The organism is Flavobacterium endoglycinae, from assembly GCF_017352115.1.
Classification (GTDB): domain Bacteria; phylum Bacteroidota; class Bacteroidia; order Flavobacteriales; family Flavobacteriaceae; genus Flavobacterium; species Flavobacterium endoglycinae.
Genome location: NZ_CP071448.1, coordinates 3215459 through 3237057 on the forward strand (window position 1 = coordinate 3215459; position 21599 = coordinate 3237057).

Genomic DNA, 21599 nt, shown 5'->3' on the forward strand with positions numbered 1-21599 from the left:
TGCATCTTCTATATTAAAAAATATACATATGAAACAGACAACAAATGCAATCGTTATGATTCGGCCTGTTGCTTTTAGAATGAACGAACAGACTGCAGTAAATAATTATTACCAAAAAGTATTAGATGGATTATTGCCAAGTACAGTAAATGCAAAAGCGCAGCAAGAATTTGATGCTTTCGTTGAAAAGCTTAGAGCAGTTGGAGTTGATGTTACTGTAATAGAAGATACTTTAGAAACGGATACTCCCGATAGTATTTTTCCAAACAACTGGGTTTCATTTCATGAAAATGGAGATGTAGCTCTTTATCCGATGTTTGCAGAAAATCGTCGTCAGGAGCGTCGTGAAGATATCTTAGATACACTTGAAGAAAAAGGTTTTGAGATTTCTAATATTATGGATTATACGTCTGCAGAAGAAGATGAGATTTTCTTAGAAGGAACAGGAAGTTTATTGTTAGACAGAGCAAATGGAAAAGCGTATTGTGCATTGTCTCCAAGAGCAGACGAAGAGTTGTTTATTGAATTCTGCGAAGATTTTGATTACGCTCCAGTCATTTTTGAAGCATTTCAAACCGTTGATGGAGAACGTAAACTAATTTATCATACCAATGTGATGATGTGTTTAGGTGAAACTTTTGCTGTTATTTGTGCAGATTGTATTGATGATAAAAAAGAACGCAAAATGGTTCTTGATAATTTAAAAGATGATAAAAAAGAAATCATTTTAATTACAGAAGATCAAGTGAATAATTTTGCGGGTAATATGCTCGAAGTACGAGGAACAAATGACAAACGATATATTGTTATGAGTGCGTCTGCACATCAAAGTTTGACTCCTAAACAAATTGAACAATTAGAAAAACATGCCGAAATTTTAAGTTCTAGTTTAGATACAATTGAGGCTTGCGGAGGTGGAAGTGCCAGATGCATGATGGCCGAAGTTTTTTTACCCAGAAATTAAAAATTTATTCGATATAAAAATAAAAAACGGGATAGCCATTTAACTATCCCGTTTTTTGTTACTTTAAAACTTGAAAACTACATTAGATTTCCTTTAATGATATTTATAATCGAACTCACGATATATTGAATTCCGATAGAAATTACAATAAAACCAACAATTCGAGAAATTGCTACAATTCCAGAAGCTCCTAATATCCTTGCGAGATAATGAGCACTTTTTAAAATTACAAAAATTGCAATCCCGATAGCTAGAATAGCAAGAGATGAAATAATGATTTCGTCTATCTCGTGATGTTCCTGATAAAATGCAATTAATAACGAAATAGAACCTGGCCCGGCTAGCATAGGAATTGCGAGCGGTGTTAATGCAATATCATTTCTCTGTTGCGCTTCATTCTCAATTTTTTTATTGATTCCTCGTTTTTTATTAAATTTTCCTGAAAGAAGTGAGAATCCTGAATTTACGATTACAATTCCGCCGGCAATTCTAAGCGCATCGATACTGATTCCGAAAAAAGTTAAAACATACTGACCGATAAAATAAGAAACTAGTAAAATAATAAAAACGTTAATTGCAGTCCAAAGAGAAATTCTCGAACGTTCTTTTTGCGAGTCATGTTGTGTTAATCCTACGAAAATTGGAACAGTTCCAATTGGGTTTAAAACCGAGAAAAGCGCAGCAAATAAGTAAATGAATAAATCCATAAAAGTGATTGGTTAATGAAGTAAAAATAGTCAAATTTTAATTTCTGCATTGAAATTAATAACGTGATATTATTTTTTACAGTCAATATTCTCAATCGATAAGGCAAATTAAGCTTTTACTTTTAATTACTTTTGTACAATATTCTATGATGATGAAAAATAAAAAAACTTTGTTGCTTGGTGCAACGACAAAAACTGATCGATATGCCTTTAGAGCTATTAATGCATTAACGCAAAAGGGACATACCGTTGTTGCAATTGGAATTACTCCCGGAGAAGTTGCAGGAGTAACGATACATACAAAAGCCATTCCTGTAAAAAATATTGATACGGTAACTTTATATTTAAATCCTGTACGCCAGCGTGATTACTATAATTATATTGTTGAATCTCAACCTAAGAGAGTAATTTTTAATCCCGGAACAGAGAATCCTGAATTGTATCAATTGTTAGAATTAAATAATATTGAAGTTGAAGTTGCATGTACGTTAGTTTTATTGGCAACGAATCAATATTAATTTTTTCTAAGATTTTTTGAGATTCAAATAATCCTGAAAAAATATTTATAATCTCATTCCATATTGTTTTTAATTGGTCTAAGCTTCTGATACCATTAAAAAGATTACTTTTGTCATTATGGAATTTTCATCAAAATTAATAGAGAAAGCAGTTAACGAAATGTCACAATTGCCAGGAATTGGTAAGCGTACAGCATTGCGTTTAGTACTGCATCTTCTTAAACAGCCAAAAGAGCAAACTGGATTTCTTTCGCAGGCATTATTGAATATGCGTGAGGATATTAAATTTTGTGAAAATTGCCATAACATTTCAGATACTCAAATCTGTGAAATTTGTGCTAATACTTCAAGAAACCATCAAGTTATATGTGTAGTGGAAGATATCCGTGATGTTATGGCTATCGAAAATACTGGGCAGTATAAAGGAATATATCATGTGCTTGGCGGTAAAATTTCACCTATTGAAGGGGTTGGCCCAAGCCAGTTGAATATTTTTAGTTTAGTTGAAAAAGTAAAATCAGGAAAAGTAACTGAAATTATTTTTGCACTCAGTTCTACTATGGAAGGAGATACAACAAACTTTTATATTTATAAACAAATTGCAGAATCTGAAATTATAATTTCTACAATTGCAAGAGGAATAGCAGTTGGAGATGAATTGGAATATGCGGATGAAGTTACCCTTGGAAGAAGTATTCTGCATCGTGTTCCTTTCGAAAAAACATTCAAAAATAATTAAGCAAGAGTAAATAACGTATAGATTTCCTGAAAATTAAAGGAAAAGCTATATTTGCGGTAAAATTAAACTAATGACAAAAAACAGTTTTTATATACTATTCTTAATAAGTACATTATTTACATCTTGTATTCCTGTTAAAGATCTTGTTTATCTGCAGGATAAAAATAGTTCGGGAGAGCAAAGCAATATCGCAGCTGTGGAATCTAAACCCTATAGACTTCAGGTAAATGATGTTTTAAGTGTGAATATAAAAGCAATCGATCCTAAATTGGTTTCTATATTTGCTCCAACCGAGGATGGTGCAAATTCTGGAAAATCCGAAGCCTCTTTGTATTTTGATGGTTTTACGGTTGATGATCATGGAAATATTAGAATGCCTATTTTGGGAGAAATTAATGTTATTGGTTATACATTAGAAGAAGTTAGATTAATGATTGAAAAAAAGCTTTTAGAAGAATACTTTAAAAGTGAAGCGAATATTTTCGTCACTGTTAAATTAGCAGGTTTCAGATATACAATAAATGGAGAAATTGGAAGCACTGGAACAAAAACCTTATTTCAAGAACGTGTTAATATAATGGAGGCTATCGCAAATGCAGGAGATATTACCACTGTTGGAGATAGAAGAGCTGTTACCATAATTCGTCAGACGCCAACTGGCGTTCAAATGAATAATATAGATTTAACAGATATAAATGTTATGAAATCACCTTATTACTATTTACAGCCTAACGATTATATTTATATAAAACCGTTAAGGCAGAAAACTTGGGGTACAGGACAAACTGGTATACAATCTATTGGTTCAATCATTACATTACTTTCATTAGCAACAACAGTCTATTTGATTATCAAAAATTAAAATTTAATTCAACAAATGTTAGATATAAAAGATTTTTCCATTTTTGAAAATCAATCAAGCTTTGATTTTAAAGGATTTTTGTTGAAAATCGCCAGCTATTGGAAATGGTTTCTGCTTAGTTTAGTAATTGCTTTAACAATAGCATATCAGGTAAATATTCGAAAAGAGAAAATTTACGGAATGCAAACAATGATTGCTATCAAAGAAGAAAGTAATCCCTTTTTTACATCAAATACTAGTCTAGTTTTTAATTGGGGAGGAGTTTCAGATAAAGTCAATGGAATTTCTACGATATTTCAATCAAGATCTCATAATGAGCAAGTGGTTGATAAGCTGCAATTTTATATCGATTATTTAGAGCAAGGGAAATATAATCTAATTGATTCTTATGGAGCTGTCCCATTTTATGTTGATATTGATAAAACAAAAGGACAGCTGGCAAATACTTTAATTGCCGTAAAATTCCTAAGTGAGAACGAATATCAAATTCAAATTCCATTTGAGAGTAATTCGGTTGGATTAATTACATATTCTGATAATACATATAGTAGTACTTCTGTTCAGCCTGCTTTATTTGTAAAAAAATATAAAGTTGGAGAACAAGTCTCTCTGCCTTTTTTAAATTGGAAATTACAAATCACTGATAATCCAGGTTTTTATAAAGGGAAAGAATATTTTGTAAGATTTAATGATTTTAATGGAACGGTTGCTCGTTATAGAGGAATTAGTGTTGAAAGTGATAAAGCGGGCGGTTCTATTTTAACTTTAGGGCTTCAGGGAACTAACAAAGCAAGAATGGTTGAATACTTAAATGCAACTGTTCGAATGCTGATTAAAATCCAACTTGATAGTAAAAATCAATTTGCAACTAATACAATTCGATTTATTGATAGTACGCTTGTTGCAATGGAAGCACAACTAAAGCAAACAGGGAGTGAACTAAAATCTTTTAGTAAAAACAAAAATATATTTGAAATTGAAGGGGGCGGAGCTAAATTCTCTGACAAAATAATGGACTTTGATGTCGAGAAAGATCATATAACCAGAAAAATAGCCTATTATAATTCCTTAAAAGCTTACCTTAATAATAGCGTTGATTATTCAAGGCTTCCTGCTCCGTCAGTTGCAGGTATAGAAGATCCAAATGTGGTTGCAAATGTTTCAAAACTTATTTCGCTTTCTACACAAAGATCAGAAATGGCTTATGCTGTCAAAAGCGATAAGATTTTTAAGGATTTTGATAATCAAATGCAGGCTGTAAAAAACGTATTGCTTGAAAATATTTCATCTGCTAAATCGTCCTTATTGTATGATCTTTCAATGGTGAATGCAAAAATTGGGCAGGCCGAAAGTACAGTTAAAAGACTTCCGGAAGAACAGCAAGAGCTGTTAAAAATTAAAAGGAAATATGATTTAAATGACAATATTTATACTGAATTTCTTCAAAAAAGAAATGAGGCTGAAATTGTAAAAGCATCTAACTTATCGGATATTCATTTTATTGATCCAGCAAAAGATATAGGTGGTGGATTAATAGGACCTAAAACTTCTGTAAATTATATCTTAGCATTATTCCTAGGGGTACTAATTCCTTTAATATTTGTATTTATAATCTTCTTTATAAATAATTCAATTCAAACTGCCGACGATATTACAAAATTGACCGATATACCAATTATAGGTGTAGTAGGTTATAATAAAGAAGCGGTAAGTTTGGCGGTATTTGATAAGCCAAAATCAGCATTATCCGAAGCTTTTAGAGGAATTCGTTCTTCACTTCAGTTTTTATATAAAAAACAACAACTCAATGGCTCAAAAACATTGATGATTACTTCATCAATAAGTGGGGAAGGAAAAACATTTTGTTCTATAAATATTGCTACAGTTTTTGCTTTAAGCGAAAAGAAAACAGTTATTGTTGGTTTAGATTTAAGAAAACCGAGACTAGCAGATGAATTTTGTTTGACCAATCACCAGCTAGGAGTTGTAAATTATTTAATCAGACAAAATACTCTTGAAGAAATTACAAACCCTACTCAAATTGCCAATCTTGATGTGATACTTTCTGGACCTATTCCTCCAAATCCATCAGAATTAATCTTAAGTGATGCGATGGGAGAATTAATAGACGAATTAAAGAAAAAGTATGATTATATTATTCTGGATACACCTCCTGTCGGATTAGTTTCGGATGCGTTAGAATTAGTTCAGTTTGCTGATGTTGTATTGTATATTGTAAGGCAGAATTATACTAAAAAAGATATGATTACGTTGCTTAACAATAGAATTAAAAGAGGCGAATTAAGCAATGCTAGTATTGTATTTAATGGCTTTGAAAATAAAGCTAAATATGGTGCTGTATATGGATATGGCTATGGATACGGAGCATATTCAAACGGATATCATGAAGAAGAAGAGAAAACTAGTTTTTGGAAAGTAATTGTAAGCAAGTTTAAAAGAAAATAATTTAATCTAATGGAGACTTCAGTTCAAAATACAATTTTAATTACAGGAGGTGCCGGTTTTATCGGTTCCAATTTGTCTGAATATTTTTTGAAGTCAGGACATAAAGTGGTTTGTTTGGATAATTTTTCTACTGGACACAGACATAATCTGAAAAGTTTTTTAGAAAATCCAAGCTTTGAATTGATTGAAGGAGATATTAGGAATATCGAAGATTGTAAACTCGCGGTTAAAAATGTCGATTATGTTTTACATCAGGCTGCTTTAGGATCTGTTCCAAGATCAATTAATGATCCCATAACAAGCAACGATGTAAATGTATCAGGGTTTTTAAATATGTTAGTTGTATCTCGTGATGCAAAAGTGAAAAGGTTTATTTACGCAGCAAGCTCCTCGACCTACGGGGATTCGCAAGGGTTGCCTAAAGTTGAAGAAGTAATCGGAAAACCTTTGTCTCCTTATGCGATTACTAAATATGTAAATGAATTGTATGCCGAAATTTTCAGTCGAACGTATGGTTTAGAGACGGTAGGTCTTCGTTATTTTAATGTTTTTGGAAGAAAGCAAGATCCTGACGGAGCATATGCAGCAGTAATTCCAAAATTTGTTAAACAATTAATGAAATTGGAAAGTCCTGTAATTAATGGAGACGGAAACTATTCAAGAGATTTTACATATATAGATAATGTAATTCAAATGAATGAATTAGCAATGATATCACAAAATCCCGAAGCTGTAAATACAGTTTATAACACAGCTTTTGGCGATCGAAATACCTTGAATGATTTAGTAAGGTATTTGAAGGAGTATCTGTCTGAATTTAATCCAAAAATTGCCGATGTTGAAATTGTTTATGGAGAAAACCGAGCGGGAGATATTCCTCATTCATTAGCAAGTATCGAAAAAGCAAAAAAACTATTAGGTTATAATCCTCAATTTTCATTACAGCAAGGATTAAAAGAAGCTGTAAGCTGGTATTGGAATAATTTAAAATAATTAAGAATCAAGATAATATTATATAAATGAAAATTACAAAAATTTGCTGCATAGGTGCTGGTTATGTTGGAGGACCGACAATGGCGGTGATTGCTCAAAAATGCCCAGATATTCAAGTTACTGTTGTTGATTTGAATGAACAGCGAATTAAAGACTGGAACGATCCTAATACTGATAATATTCCTATTTATGAACCAGGACTTTCGGATATTGTATCTGAAGCCAGAGGAAGAAATTTATTCTTTTCTACCGATGTAGAAAAAGCAATTGATGAAGCACAAATAATATTTATTTCAGTTAATACTCCAACAAAAACCTATGGAAAAGGTAAAGGTATGGCCGCTGATTTAAAATATATTGAACTATGTGCCAGACAAATTGCAAAAGTTGCCAAAGAAAATAAAATTGTGGTAGAAAAATCTACTTTACCAGTTCGAACTGCAGAAGCAATTAAAAGTATATTAGACAATACAGGAAACGGTGTGCAGTTTCAAATCCTTTCAAATCCAGAATTTTTAGCAGAAGGAACTGCGGTTAGTGATTTATTGAATCCAGATCGAATTTTAATTGGAGGTGATACTTCTCCAGAAGGAGAAATTGCAATTAACGCATTGGTAGATGTTTATGCAAATTGGGTTAGTAAAGATAGAATTTTAACAACGAATGTATGGTCATCTGAGTTATCTAAATTAACTGCAAATGCATTTTTAGCCCAACGTATTTCTTCTATAAACGCAATGTCTGAGTTGTGTGAAAAGACTGGTGCAGATGTAAATGAAGTTGCAAAAGCTATTGGAATGGATAGCAGAATTGGTCCAAAATTTTTAAAAGCATCAGTAGGTTTTGGAGGTTCTTGTTTTCAAAAAGATATTTTAAACTTGGTTTACATTGCAAAATCTTACGGCTTAAATGAGGTTGCAGATTATTGGGAACAAGTTATTATAATGAATGATCATCAAAAAAGAAGATTTTCAAGTAAAATTGTTCAAACTTTATACAATACTGTAGCTGATAAGAAAATTGCATTTTTAGGATGGGCATTTAAAAAAGATACTAATGATACTAGAGAATCGGCAGCAATATACGTTGCAGATGATTTAATCAATGAACAGGCTAAAATATCAGTTTATGATCCAAAAGTTTCTAAGAGTAAAATGCTTAGTGATTTAGATTATTTAGATACAAGATCACCTCAGGAAAATCTTAATTCATTGAATGTTTTTGAGAATGCTTATGACGCTTGTAAGAATGCACATGCTATTGCTGTTCTTACAGAATGGGATGAGTTTACTACTTATGACTGGCAGAAAATATATGATTCGATGCATAAACCTGCTTTTATTTTTGATGGGCGAAATATTCTAAATGCTAAAGAACTAGAATCAATTGGATTTATATATAATGGGATAGGTTCTTAATGAAGCTATGTTGAGATAAACTTAATATGATAAGTGGTATGGTTGATATAGAAGTTTTATTTCAATATAAATTGCAGTTATGAATTGGTATGTTTTATATACAAAACCTAAGTGGGAAAAAAAAGTTGCTGAAAAATTAACTCAAATGGGAATAGTTTGTTACTGTCCATTAATATCTCAGATAAAACAATGGTCAGATAGAAAAAAGAAAGTGGAAGTTCCGCTTTTTAATTCCTATGTTTTTGTTCAGATGGCAGATTCAGATAGAAATTCCGTTTTTCAAATTGCAGGGGTTGTAAGATATTTGTTTTGGCTAGGTAAACCAGCAATAGTTCGTGATGAAGAAATAGATAAAATTAAAACTAGCCTTCAATCAGATAATATAGCAGATATTTCAGTTACTTCAATACAAGTGGGAGACAAGATTAAATTGGAATCTGGAGCTTTTAGTAATCAAAGTGCAATTGTTAAAGAAGTTTCTAAAAATTATTATGTATTAGTGCTTGAATCTTTGGGTTGTGTGCTAAAAATAAAATATAAATAGGTTATTGTAAAATAAAATAGAGTAATCTAAGTTAAAAACAGAGAATATAATTTCAGTTTATTGAAATTTATTCTCTGTTTTTTTTAATAAATAAATTCCTTAATTATTGATTAGTAATATATTGTGAATTAATACCTTTAATGAATAATTGTTTTTGCTTGTATTATTGAGAACTGTATTGAATAAATTGACTTAATGTGTTATATTTGCCGAAATTGCTTACGTGTGTCTGACCTAAAAAATAATGGGATTCAGAAGGGCGAAGCCGTGAGCTTTAGTGACTGAAATTAATATAAAAGATGAAATTGGAAGAAAATATAAAAATAGCAGTTATTGGTTTAGGCTATGTTGGCTTGCCATTAGCCAGACTTTTTGCTACAAAATATTCTGTTGTCGGTTTTGATATTAATGAAGCAAGAGTTGCAAGTTTAAATACTGGTATTGATAGTACCTTAGAAGTTGATTCCGAAATTCTAAAAAAAGTACTTATTGATAATCCAAATAACAAAACCGGATTATATTGTACAAACCAGCTCGAAGACATTGCTGATTGTAATTATTTTATTGTAACAGTTCCTACTCCAGTAGATAAAAATAATCGTCCGGATCTTACTCCATTATATAAATCTAGCGAATCTGTTGGAAAAGTTCTAAAAAAAGGCGATATTGTGGTTTACGAATCAACAGTTTATCCTGGAGTGACAGAAGAGCAATGTGTACCTGTTTTAGAAAAAGTTTCTGGACTAAAATTTAATGAAGACTTTTTTGCTGGTTATTCGCCAGAAAGAATTAACCCAGGAGATAAGGAACATACGGTTGAAAAGATTTTAAAAGTGACCTCTGGTTCAACACCCGAAATAGGTCAAAAAGTTGATAATTTATATAAATCAGTGATAGTTGCTGGAACGCATCTTGCACCGTCAATTAAAGTAGCAGAAGCGGCAAAAGTAATTGAGAACTCACAAAGAGATATTAATATAGCTTTTGTTAATGAACTTGCTAAAATTTTCAATTTAATGAATATCGATACTCAGGAGGTATTAACAGCAGCAGCTACAAAATGGAATTTCTTGCCCTTTAAACCAGGACTTGTTGGAGGACATTGTATAGGAGTAGACCCTTATTATTTAGCACAAAGAGCGCAGGAATTTGGATATCATCCTGAAATAATTTTAGCTGGAAGACGTTTAAATGACAGCATGGGAGAATATGTAGCTTCACAAATCGTGAAACTAATGATAAAAAAAGGTGTTTCAGTAAATGGAGCTAATCTTTTAATGCTTGGAATCACATTTAAAGAAAACTGCCCAGATGTTAGAAACACAAAGATAGTAGATGTTATAAAAGCATTGAAAGAATACGGAATAGTAGTTACAATTTATGATCCTCTTGCAAATGTAGAAGAGGTTAAAAAAGAGTACAAACTTGAGACTATAAATTTGATGCCAACAGAAAAATTTGATGCTATAGTTTTAGGAGTAGCACACAATGAATTTTTGAAATTAAATTTTTCTGAATTGCAAAAAGAAAATAGTCTTTTATATGATGTAAAAGGAGTTTTAGGCACTTTAGCTGATAATAGGCTTTAGTATTTAAAACCCTTTTTTAATTAAAAAAAAATGGAAAATAACAATTCAATTATACATGTAATTTTAACTGGTGGTGTTGGAAGTAGGTTGTGGCCACTTTCTCGCAAAAGCCAACCAAAGCAATATTTAGAAATTTTTGAAAACAAATCATTATTTGAAATGACTGTAGAGCGTAATAGTCATCTAGCAGATAAAGTAATGGTTGTTGGAAATGTAGATAACCACCATTTAAGTGGTAAAGTAATGGATAAGACTAATACATCTTATCTTAATATTGTTGAAGCAACACCTCGAAATACTGCAGCAGCTATAGCTTTTGCAGCTTTTGCTTCTCAACCGGAAGATATTTTAATTGTAACACCTTCAGACCATATCATTGACAAAATGTCTGATTATAATAATGCAATACAAGAAGCTATTTTAAAGGCTAAAGAAGGATTTATTGTTACTTTCGGAATCATTCCCACAAAGCCTGAAACAGGATATGGTTACATTGAATCTAAAGGGGATAAGGTATTATCTTTTAGAGAAAAGCCTAATGAAACTACTGCTAAAGAATTTATAGCAAAAGGCAATTTTCTATGGAATAGTGGAATGTTCTGCTTTAAAGCTGGAGTTTTACTTGATGAATTGAAACAATTTCAGCCAGATGTGTATGAAGCCTCTAAGACTGTCTGGGAAGCTCATAAAAATGGATTTCTTGATTTAGAATTATCTTTACAAATTCCATCAATAAGTATTGATTATGCTGTAATGGAAAGAAGTAAAAAGATTAAAGTTGTTCCAGCGTCTTTTGCATGGTCAGACTTAGGTTCATTTGAATCTGTCTATGAATACTTAACTACAAAGGGCCATCCAGTTGATGCAAATGGTAATATGGTTATTGGATGTGATAGTCACACGACATTTTTAGGATTAAAAAACACAATATTTGTGCATACAGATTCAGCAAACTTAATTTTGCAAAAAGAAAATTCACAAGATGTAAAAGACATTTATAATGAATTAGAAAAACAAAATTCAGATCTATTAAATTAATAGCAACAATATAAATGAAAAAAATTCTTATAACTGGCGGAGCTGGTTTTATAGGTTCTCATGTGGTAAGACGTTTTGTTACTAAATATTTGGAGTACAAAATTTTTAACCTTGATGCATTGACATATGCTGGGAATTTAGAAAATGTAAAGGATATTGAAGATAAACCGAATTATACTTTTGTAAAAGGAGATATAGTAGATGAAAGTTTTATTAATGAGCTTTTTAAGATACATAATTTTGATGGGATTTTGCATTTAGCAGCTGAATCTCATGTTGATCGATCTATTGAAGATCCTTTGGCTTTTGTTAAGACCAATGTAATTGGTACAATGAATTTATTGAATGCTGCAAAAAATCAATGGAAGACTAACTTTGAAGGTAAAAGATTTTATCATATAAGTACTGATGAGGTATATGGATCACTTGGAATTGATGGACTTTTTACAGAAACAACTCCATATGATCCAAATTCTCCATATTCGGCTTCAAAAGCAAGTTCAGATCATTTTGTGAGAGCTTATGGAGAAACTTATGGACTGCCATATGTTTTGACAAATTGTTCTAATAATTATGGTTCTTACCATTTTCCAGAGAAATTAATTCCTTTGTTTATAAATAATATTATAAATAATAAACCGCTTCCAGTATATGGAGATGGTAATTATACACGTGATTGGTTATTTGTTGAAGATCATGCAGCTGCAATTGATCTTGTTTTTCATGAAGGTAAAAATCATGAAACGTATAATATTGGAGGTTTTAATGAATGGAAGAATATTGATTTAGTTAAACTTTTATGTAATTTAATGGATCAAAAATTAGGTAGAAATGAAGGAACTTCAGAACAATTGATTACATATGTAAAAGATAGACCTGGACATGATTTAAGATACGCTATTGATGCTTCTAAAATTAATAAAGAATTAGGCTGGAAACCTACTGTTACTTTTGAAGAAGGTTTAGAAAAAACTATTAATTGGTATTTGAATAATGCAGAATGGTTACAAAATGTGACTTCAGGAGCTTATATGGATTATTATAAAAAACAGTATTCATAAATAAAAAATTATAAGAAATTTAATTTCTGATCAAATTAAATCGACATGAAAAAAATAACGTATGTTCTTGTTTTGTTTTTTACTCTTTTATTTTCATATTCGGTAAAAGCACAAGATATTCTTAAATCAAAAGATTTAAGTTCTATACAAGTGGATTATCTTTCGGATGATGATTTGGCTAAAATTAGTGCACAGCTAAGAAGTAATAATACTACGATAGAACAGGTGGAACCAATGGCTCTTTCAAAAGGAATGAGTAAGTTGGAATTTGATAAGCTAAAAGCTAGGCTTAACGAATATTCGCAAAAATTAAATCAAGGATTGGATAAACCAAAAATTCAAGAAAATAAAAATGAATCTGGCAGAAAACAAGAAAAATTTTTTAATGAAAAAGTTAAGGACTCTATAAACGCATTGATTTTTGGTTCCGAGCTTTTCGATAATCCTAATTTAAATTTTGAACCAGATTTAAAATTAGCAACACCTGTTAATTATATTTTAGGACCAGGTGATGAACTTCAAATTAGTATATATGGCGTCCAAGAATATAATGCAAGTATGTCCGTCAGTACAGAAGGAAAAATTAGTATTCAGTACGTAGGACAGATTGCGGTGGCTGGAATGCCAATTGAGGCAGCAACACAAAAAATTAAGGCAGCAATTGCAAAAGTTTACAGTACTGTTCGTTCAGGTCAATCACAAGTAAGTGTTAGTTTAAGTCAAATACGAACAATTAAAGTAACTATTGTTGGAGGTAAACAACCGGGAAACTATTCAATCTCTTCACTAGCAACTGTTTATAATGCACTTCATTTAGCAGGTGGTCCAGGTAAAAATGGCAGTTATAGAAATATTGAATTAATACGAAATAATAAAGTTTTCAGAAATATTGACATTTATAGATTTTTAGTAAAAGGAGATCAATCAGATAATGTTAGTTTAAAAGAAAACGATGTAATAAGAATTCCTTCGTATACTAATAGAGTTACTGTAGAAGGCGAAGTAAAACGTCCAGGAATTTTTGAAATGAAAAAAGGAGAGAATTTTTCAGATTTATTAAATTTTGCTTCTGGCTTTAATGAATTTGCTTATACTGCTTCAGTGAATGTCGTACAGAAAACAGGTAAAGAGTTTAAGGTTCACGATATAAAGGAAGAAGAGTATAATTCTTACCAACCTCAATCAGGTGATGTTTTTAGAATTACTAAGATATTAAATCGCTTTCAAAATCGTATCAAAATTGAAGGTGCTGTTTTTAGACCAGATTATTATTCTTTTAATGATGGGATGCGAGTTTCTGACCTTATTACAAGAGCAGAAGGTTTAAAAGAAGACGCTTATAGTAAAAGAGCTAGAATTATTCGCTTAAAAACTGATTTAACTACTGAAATTGTAAATGTAGATTTAAACGCAGCTTTATCAGGTGATTTAAACGCTGATTTAGAGTTAAAAAGAGAAGATATTTTAACGGTATATTCTATTTTAGATTTCAGAGAAGAGTATAAAATTACTATTGATGGAGAAATTAAAAACCCAGGAGTGTTTGATTACTTTGAAAATTTAACTTTAAATGATTTGATTATTCAAGCAGGTGGACTTACAGGATCTGCATCAAAACGTGTAGAAATTGCAAGAATGGTAAAATCAGATGTAATAAATGATTCCGATCCGAAACGTGTTGAATTGCTACAATTTGAAATTTCTTCAGATAGTAATGAACAGGCTAAAAATTTTATTTTAAATCCTTTTGATGTAATCAATATTCGAAGAATAGCGGTTTATGAAAAGCCTCAAATGGTTACGATAAGTGGTGCTGTAGTATATCCTGGAAAATATGTTTTGGAAAATAAAAGAGAAACAGTTTACAATGTGGTAATGAGAGCTGGAGGACTTACTTCTGTAGCTAATATTGAAGGAATGAAAATTCAAAGACCTATTAGACAAGATCAGATTGACAAAATAAAGAGTATCGACTTAAATTTATCAAAAACAGATACATTAAATGATAAATTAGCCAAAAAATTAGAAAATGATTTGAAATTCTCAACTATACCAGTTAATTGGGAAAAAATTGTAAAAAATAAAAATCATTATTCTAATGTTACATTGTTTCCCGGAGATGAAATTATTATTGCGACTTATAACGAAGGTGTAAGAGTCACAGGTAATGTATTGCTTACGTCTGAAATTCCTTATAGAAAAGGTAAAAGCTTTAAATATTATATTAACTCAGTAGGAGGTGTTGATAGTAAAGGATGGAGAAAAAAAGCTTATATAATATATCCTAATGGAAAAGCAGATGTAACTAAATCATTTTTATTTTTTAGATCATATCCTAACGTAGAGCCAGATTCACAAATAGTTGTTCCTGAAAAACCAGAAACAAAGAAGATGACTACTGGAGAATGGGTAAGTATTGGAAGTGTATTAACTAGTTTAGCATTATTAATTATAACAGCCTTTAAATAATTGATGGGGAATATGGCTATTGAGAATGATGAGATATCGTTAAAAGAATTAATTGGAAAAGCAAAAGAATGGATTAAGTACTTATTATCCAGATGGAAACTGATCTTTTTTATTGTGATTTTGGGTTCAGCACTTGGGGTTTTATATTCATTGATTAAAAAGCCAGTTTATACTGCAACTCTCTCTTTTGCTCTTGAAGATGAAAAAGGAACTGGCGGGCTTGGAGGTGCTATTGGATTAGCTAGTTCAATTGGGTTAGATTTAGGAGGAAATGGTGGAGGAATGTTTGCTGGGGCAAATTTGACTGAGCTTTTTAAATCAAGATCTATGGTTGAGAAAACATTACTATCTCCAGTTGTGTTTAATGGTAAGCGAATTTCTTTAGCAGAAATGTATATTCAAAACACAAATTGGAGAAAAAACTGGATGGATGATGATAAATTAAATAAGATTGAATTTCCGCCTGAAGCTAATCGAGATAAATTTACAAGAGTACAAGATAGTATCTTAGGGGTCATGTTTATGAGACTCTCAACGACAAGTTTAGCCGTAGGACAAAAAGATAAAAAGATTTCAATTGTTAATATAGACGTTTCTTCAGGGAATGAATTATTTGCAAAATATTTTTGTGAAAATTTGGCTAGAAAAGTTGGTGAATTTTACATTGAGACGAAAAGTAAAAGAGCAAGAATGAACATGGTTATTTTAGAACGTCAAGTTGATTCTATTCGTAGAGAACTTAATGGTGCCATAACTGGAGTTGCTATTGCAAACGATAATACATTCAATTTAAATCCTGCGTTAAACGTTCGTCGAACCCCATCTGCAAAAAGGCAGGTAGATGTACAAGCAAACACTGCAATATTAGCAGAATTGTTAAGACAAGTAGAATTGGCGAAAGTAACTTTGAGAAAAGAAACACCTTTGATTCAAATAATTGACAAGCCAATTTTGCCATTGACAAAAGAACGTTTTGGAAAAGGCAAAGGAATAATTTTAGGAGGTTTTTTTGCAGGTTTTTTTGGTATAATATTTTTGATAATTCAAAAAATATTAAGATCTATTGTTTAAGGCATCAAATATTATTTATTAATTATAAAAAAAAATGAAAGTTCTCAATTTAATCGGCAGACAAATAGAAATATTTGATAATGATATTTCATCGCATGAAAATGATCTGTATGAGATTATAAAAAAATCTTCTTTTCTTGTAATTGGCGGAGCTGGTTCTATAGGACAAGCAGTGACTAAAGAAATTTTTAAGAGAAATCCGTTGAAGTTACATGTCGTTGACATAAGTGAAAACAATATGGTTGAGCTTGTTAGAGATTTGAGAAGTTCTTATGGGTACATAGATGGAGATTTCCAAACTTTTGCACTGGATATTGGATCTATAGAGTATGATGCGTTTATAAATTCAGATGGCAAATATGATTATGTATTAAATTTATCAGCATTAAAGCATGTTAGAAGTGAAAAGGATCCCTTTACTTTAATGAGAATGATTGATGTAAATATTTTTAATACAGAAAAAACACTTGAGCAATCAATAAAAAAAGGTACAAAGAAATATTTTTGTGTATCAACTGATAAAGCGGCTAATCCAGTAAATATGATGGGGGCTTCTAAAAGAATCATGGAAATGTATTTGATGCGTAAAAGTCAGGAAATTAAGATTTCTACAGCTCGTTTTGCAAATGTTGCATTTTCTGATGGATCTTTATTGCATGGTTTTAATCAAAGAATTATAAAGAAACAACCAATTGTAGCTCCAAATGACATTAAACGTTATTTTGTTACTCCTAAAGAATCTGGAGAACTGTGTTTAATGTCTTGCATTTTTGGCGAAAATAGAGATGTTTTCTTTCCTAAATTGAGTCAAAGTCTTCATTTAATTACGTTTGCAGATATTGCAACGAAGTATTTAGCAGAATTAGGCTATGAAGCTTATCCATGTAAAACCGAACAAGAAGCAAGAGATAATGTTGATAGCTTAATTAAACAAAAAAAATGGCCATGTCTATTTACTATTAGTGATACTACTGGAGAAAAAGATTTTGAAGAATTTTTTACCGATAGTGAAGTTTTAGATATGGAAAGATTTGAAAATTTAGGAGTTATAAAAAACAAGGCCAGTTTTGATAAAAGTAAATTGGATGTTTTTTCAGAAAGAATTGCCAAAATGAAGTCTAATAAATCATGGAATAAAGAAGAAATAGTTGATTTGTTCAATTTTATGATTCCAAACTTTGAACATAAGGAAACTGGTAAATATTTAGACTCAAAAATGTGATTATGAACGCTATAAATGAAACAATTTCTTTTATAAAAGAACAATATAAAACAGAAAACCCTATACCTCTGCATACTCCTTATTTTGGAGGAAATGAAAAAAAATATTTAATTGAAACTATTGATTCTACTTACGTATCTTCAGTTGGAGCATATGTTGATCAGTTTGAATTAATGATGGAGAATATCACTCAGACCTCAAAAACTGTTGCAGTTGTAAATGGTACAGCCGCAATTCAAGTTGCTTTACGTCTTATAGGGGTAAAGACTGGAGATGAGGTGTTGACACAAGCTTTGACATTTGTGGCTACTGCAAATGCTATAGCATATCAAAATGCGACACCTGTTTTTTTAGATGTAGATTTGGATACTATGGGATTATCGCCAAAAGCTGTAGAGATTTTTTTAGATGAATTTGGCGATTTAAGGCAAGATGGTTGCTACAATAAAAAGACTGGAAAAAAAATAAGTGCCTGTTTACCAATGCATACTTTTGGTTTTCCTGTTCATTTAATTGAATTGATTGAAATTTGCAATAAGTGGAAGATTCCTGTAGTTGAAGATGCAGCTGAATCATTGGGAAGTAAATATAAAGGTAAATCGACTGGGAGTTTTGGAAAACTTGGTACTTTTTCGTTTAATGGAAATAAAATTGTGACTTGTGGTGGTGGTGGTGCTATTGTTACTAATGATTTGAAATTAGGACAAAAAGGTAAATATTTAACCACGACAGCGAAAATTCCACATCCTTATGAATTTGTGCATGATGAAATGGGTTATAATTTTAGAATGCCAAACTTAAATGCCGCATTAGCATGTGCACAATTAGAACAGCTAGATGATTTTCTTCAAAACAAAAGAAAATTAGCAAATGAATACAAGACTTTTTTTGAGTCAAATGGTATAATATTTAGAACAGAAACTCCAGATACAGAAGCGAATTATTGGTTAATGTGTATAGAGTTGGAAAATAAATCGGAAAGAGATTTATTTTTAAAAAGCACAAATAAAAATAATGTAATGACTAGACCAATATGGAAACTAATGTATCGTCTGCCTATGTATTCAAATTGTCAAAGGGATGAACAATTAAATGCAGAATTTTTAGAAGATCGAATAGTAAACATACCTAGTAGTGTTAGATAAATCAATAATTCTTGTCGGATATTCCGGACATGGATATGTAGTTGCAGATACTATTTTAGATAATAACTATGAAATTTTGGGTTATTCAGATAAAGAAGAAGCTATATCTAATCCATATAATTTAGTTTATTTAGGTTTTGAAAAAGATAATGATTTTATCGGTTGGTCAAAAGAAATTTCATTTGCGCTAGGAATCGGAGATAATTATCTTAGACAAAAGATAGCAGATTTAATTGAAAGAAAAGGAAAAAAGATTCAGACAATTATACACAAGACTGCTCATGTTTCTAAAACTGCAATTATTGGTCAAGGTACTTTTATTAATAAAAGTGTTGCCATTAATGCATTTGTAGAAGTTGGGAAAAATTCAATTTTAAATACTAGTTGCATAATTGAACATGAATGTATTTTACAAGATGCGGTACATATAGCACCAGGTGCAGTTTTAGCTGGAAATGTCAAGATTGGAGAAAGAAGTTTTGTAGGTGCGAATGCAGTAATAAAACAAGGTGTTATAATTGGTAAAGATGTCATTATAGGTGCAGGAAGTGTTGTAATAAATAATATACCAGATAACGAAGTTTGGTTTGGAAATCCAGCGAAAAAAAAGTAGATATTTATGGAAAAAGTTATAATAATTGCTGAGGCAGGGGTTAATCATAATGGTGATTTTGAAATAGCAAAAAAATTAGTTGATGCTGCTGCTGCTGCTAAAGCAGATTATGTCAAATTTCAGACTTTTAAAGCAGATAAGATTGTTAGCAAAGAAGCAAAAAAAGCTGATTATCAGATCAAAAATATTAATGATAACGATGACTCCCAGTATGCAATGCTTAAAAAACTTGAATTGCCAGATGAATGGCATTATCTTCTGTTAGATTATGCAAAATCTAAAAATATACAATTTTTGTCAACTGGTTTTGATATTGAAAGTATTGACTTTTTAGATAAATTAGGAATAGAAATTTTTAAAATTCCATCTGGTGAATTAACAAATAGACCTTACTTGGAATATATTGCTAGAAAAAATAAAGAAATAATTCTTTCAACAGGGATGGCTAATATTCTTGAAATTAAAGAAGCAATCGAAGTTTTGATACACGCTGGAGCTAAAAGAAACAAAATCTCTATTTTGCATTGTAACACAGAATATCCTACACCAATGAAAGATGTTAATCTTAAGGCAATGAATGAAATTGCTAAAGAATTCGATGTGAGAATTGGCTATTCTGATCATACATTAGGTATCGAAATACCTATTGCTGCAGTTGCAATGGGAGCTAAAGTTATTGAGAAACATTTTACTATTGATAGAACCTTAAATGGTCCAGATCATTTAGCATCCCTCGAACCTTCTGAGCTAAAAGCAATGGTTGATGCTATTCGAAATGTTGAAATGGCAATTTCTGGAAATGGAATTAAGGAAGCTAGTGAATCTGAAAGGAAAAACATTCAAGTAGTTAGGAAAAGTCTTCATTTTAAACATGATTTGAATATTGGTCATATTTTAAAAGAAGATGATATTTTAATTGTAAGACCAGGTACAGGGATAAGTCCAATGAAAATATATAATTTTATTGGTAAAGAACTTTCAGCACCAGCAAAAGCTAATGAGCCACTGTCTGAAAATCACTTTGTATGAGAAAGATTTGCGTAATAACAGGCACAAGGGCAGAGTACGGCTTGTTGTATTGGACAATTAAAGCTTTAAATAATGATAAAGATATTGATTTATCAATCTGTGTAACGGGGATGCATCTGTCTCCTGAATTTGGATTAACTTATAAAAGAATAATTGAAGACGGATTTTATATTAACGAAAAAGTAGAAACACTACTTTCTTCTGATACTCCGGTGGGAATTGCAAAAAGTATTGGGTTAGGAATTATTAGTTTTTCTGAAACTTTTCAAAGACTGCAACCTGATTTAATCGTTGTACTAGGTGATAGATTTGAGATTTTTGCGGCATGTTCTGCAGCTATGGTTTCAAAAATACCAATTGCACACTGTCATGGAGGGGAAGCAACTGAAGGATTAATTGATGAAGCTATAAGACATTCAATTACAAAAATGTCACACATTCATTTTACAAGTACCGAAGAATATAGATCACGTGTTATTCAATTAGGCGAACAGCCACAAAATGTTTTCAATGTTGGAGCCTTGGGAATCGAAAATATAAATAAACTAAAATTATTAAATAGGAAAGAATTTGAACAATCAATTAATTTTCATCTGAAACAGAATAATTTTTTGGTAACATTCCATCCTGTAACGTTAGACAATGCTACAGCAGAAGTGCAGTTTAAGGAGCTTTTAAATGCTCTTGATACATTTGAAAATGTCACAATTATTTTTACAAAACCAAATGCTGATACTGAAGGACGTATTATAATTCAAATGATTGATGAATATGTTCTAAATAATCCACAAAAAGCGATTTCTTTTACCTCTATGGGACAATTGCGATATCTCTCAGCAATTCAATTTATGGATGTTGTGATTGGAAATTCTTCAAGTGGATTAATTGAAGTCCCATCATTTCAAAAACCTACATTAAATATTGGGGATAGGCAGCAAGGACGTGTAAAAGCTCTTTCTGTTATAGATTGTAAAGCTGATAAGGTTGAAATTGAAAAAGCAATACATCTTGCAATGTCTTTAGATTTTAAAGAAAAAATTAAAAAATCAGAAAATCCTTACGGTAAAAGAAATTCATCGGATGAAATTGTAAAGGTTATAAAAAATATGGATATTAAAAATATAATTAAAAAGCAATTTTATAATTTATAA

19 protein-coding genes are annotated in these 21599 nt (G+C 31.0%); 18 read left to right on the forward strand and 1 reads right to left on the reverse strand.

All coding sequences use genetic code 11. The annotated features are described in order from the left end of the window. The first annotated feature begins 28 nt into the window (after nucleotides 1-28). On the forward strand, nucleotides 29-964 hold the full coding sequence (gene ctlX / locus J0383_RS14165; protein ID WP_207294661.1) for a citrulline utilization hydrolase CtlX: 936 nt from the start codon (nucleotides 29-31) through the stop codon (nucleotides 962-964). 77 nt (nucleotides 965-1041) lie between these two features. Here ctlX and J0383_RS14170 read toward each other — a convergent pair whose 3' ends face one another. Beyond that, nucleotides 1042-1671, reverse strand: a complete 630-nt coding sequence (locus J0383_RS14170; protein ID WP_207294662.1) for a MarC family NAAT transporter — start codon at nucleotides 1669-1671, stop codon at nucleotides 1042-1044. A 152-nt stretch (nucleotides 1672-1823) separates the two neighbouring features. Between J0383_RS14170 and J0383_RS14175 the strand changes: the two genes are divergently transcribed. The 17 genes from J0383_RS14175 to neuC all read left to right on the forward strand — a co-directional run bounded on the left by J0383_RS14175 (nucleotide 1824) and on the right by neuC (nucleotide 21599). Next, nucleotides 1824-2189 carry a CoA-binding protein gene (locus J0383_RS14175; protein WP_207294663.1) on the forward strand — a complete coding sequence of 122 codons (366 nt, stop codon included), beginning with the start codon at nucleotides 1824-1826 and terminating at the stop codon, nucleotides 2187-2189. A gap of 118 nt (nucleotides 2190-2307) precedes the next feature. After that, nucleotides 2308-2928, forward strand: a complete 621-nt coding sequence (recR, locus tag J0383_RS14180) for a recombination mediator RecR (RefSeq protein ID WP_207294664.1) — start codon at nucleotides 2308-2310, stop codon at nucleotides 2926-2928. A gap of 70 nt (nucleotides 2929-2998) precedes the next feature. Beyond that, nucleotides 2999-3790 (forward strand): polysaccharide biosynthesis/export family protein, encoded by a 792-nt coding sequence (locus J0383_RS14185; protein WP_207294665.1) that lies wholly within the window; start codon nucleotides 2999-3001, stop codon nucleotides 3788-3790. 15 nt (nucleotides 3791-3805) lie between these two features. Beyond that, the gene (locus tag J0383_RS14190) at nucleotides 3806-6256 is read left to right on the forward strand and encodes a polysaccharide biosynthesis tyrosine autokinase (RefSeq protein WP_207294666.1); all 2451 of its coding nucleotides are present in this window, start codon (nucleotides 3806-3808) and stop codon (nucleotides 6254-6256) included. 9 nt (nucleotides 6257-6265) lie between these two features. Continuing rightward, complete coding sequence (locus J0383_RS14195) at nucleotides 6266-7249, forward strand: SDR family oxidoreductase (RefSeq protein ID WP_207294667.1); 984 nt, start codon at nucleotides 6266-6268, stop codon at nucleotides 7247-7249. 26 nt (nucleotides 7250-7275) lie between these two features. Beyond that, the gene (locus J0383_RS14200; protein ID WP_207294668.1) at nucleotides 7276-8667 is read left to right on the forward strand and encodes a UDP-glucose 6-dehydrogenase; all 1392 of its coding nucleotides are present in this window, start codon (nucleotides 7276-7278) and stop codon (nucleotides 8665-8667) included. Between the two features lie 79 nt (nucleotides 8668-8746). Next, the gene (locus J0383_RS14205; RefSeq protein WP_207294669.1) at nucleotides 8747-9211 is read left to right on the forward strand and encodes a UpxY family transcription antiterminator; all 465 of its coding nucleotides are present in this window, start codon (nucleotides 8747-8749) and stop codon (nucleotides 9209-9211) included. Nucleotides 9212-9510: 299 nt separating this feature from the next. Further along, nucleotides 9511-10800 carry a nucleotide sugar dehydrogenase gene (locus tag J0383_RS14210; protein WP_207294670.1) on the forward strand — a complete coding sequence of 430 codons (1290 nt, stop codon included), beginning with the start codon at nucleotides 9511-9513 and terminating at the stop codon, nucleotides 10798-10800. Between the two features lie 30 nt (nucleotides 10801-10830). Beyond that, a complete protein-coding gene (locus J0383_RS14215) occupies nucleotides 10831-11838 on the forward strand; it encodes a mannose-1-phosphate guanylyltransferase (protein WP_207294671.1) in 1008 nt (335 codons plus the stop codon). 14 nt (nucleotides 11839-11852) lie between these two features. Then, nucleotides 11853-12899: a dTDP-glucose 4,6-dehydratase gene (rfbB, locus tag J0383_RS14220; RefSeq protein WP_207294672.1), complete on the forward strand. Its 1047-nt coding sequence runs from the start codon at nucleotides 11853-11855 to the stop codon at nucleotides 12897-12899. Nucleotides 12900-12944: 45 nt separating this feature from the next. Further along, the gene (locus J0383_RS14225) at nucleotides 12945-15368 is read left to right on the forward strand and encodes an SLBB domain-containing protein (protein ID WP_207294673.1); all 2424 of its coding nucleotides are present in this window, start codon (nucleotides 12945-12947) and stop codon (nucleotides 15366-15368) included. A gap of 12 nt (nucleotides 15369-15380) precedes the next feature. Continuing rightward, nucleotides 15381-16439: a Wzz/FepE/Etk N-terminal domain-containing protein gene (locus tag J0383_RS14230; protein WP_306801552.1), complete on the forward strand. Its 1059-nt coding sequence runs from the start codon at nucleotides 15381-15383 to the stop codon at nucleotides 16437-16439. Nucleotides 16440-16473: 34 nt separating this feature from the next. Then, entirely contained in the window at nucleotides 16474-17661 is a 1188-nt protein-coding gene (locus tag J0383_RS14235) for a UDP-N-acetylglucosamine 4,6-dehydratase (RefSeq protein WP_207294674.1), read from the forward strand. 2 nt (nucleotides 17662-17663) lie between these two features. Further along, complete coding sequence (locus tag J0383_RS14240; protein WP_207294675.1) at nucleotides 17664-18806, forward strand: LegC family aminotransferase; 1143 nt, start codon at nucleotides 17664-17666, stop codon at nucleotides 18804-18806. Further along, the gene (locus tag J0383_RS14245; protein WP_207294676.1) at nucleotides 18796-19419 is read left to right on the forward strand and encodes an acetyltransferase; all 624 of its coding nucleotides are present in this window, start codon (nucleotides 18796-18798) and stop codon (nucleotides 19417-19419) included. Before J0383_RS14240 ends, J0383_RS14245 begins: the two co-directional genes overlap by 11 nt. A gap of 6 nt (nucleotides 19420-19425) precedes the next feature. Beyond that, entirely contained in the window at nucleotides 19426-20448 is a 1023-nt protein-coding gene (gene neuB, locus J0383_RS14250) for an N-acetylneuraminate synthase (RefSeq protein WP_207294677.1), read from the forward strand. Next, nucleotides 20445-21599, forward strand: coding sequence for a UDP-N-acetylglucosamine 2-epimerase (gene neuC / locus J0383_RS14255; protein WP_207294678.1), 1155 nt, complete (start codon nucleotides 20445-20447; stop codon nucleotides 21597-21599). Before neuB ends, neuC begins: the two co-directional genes overlap by 4 nt.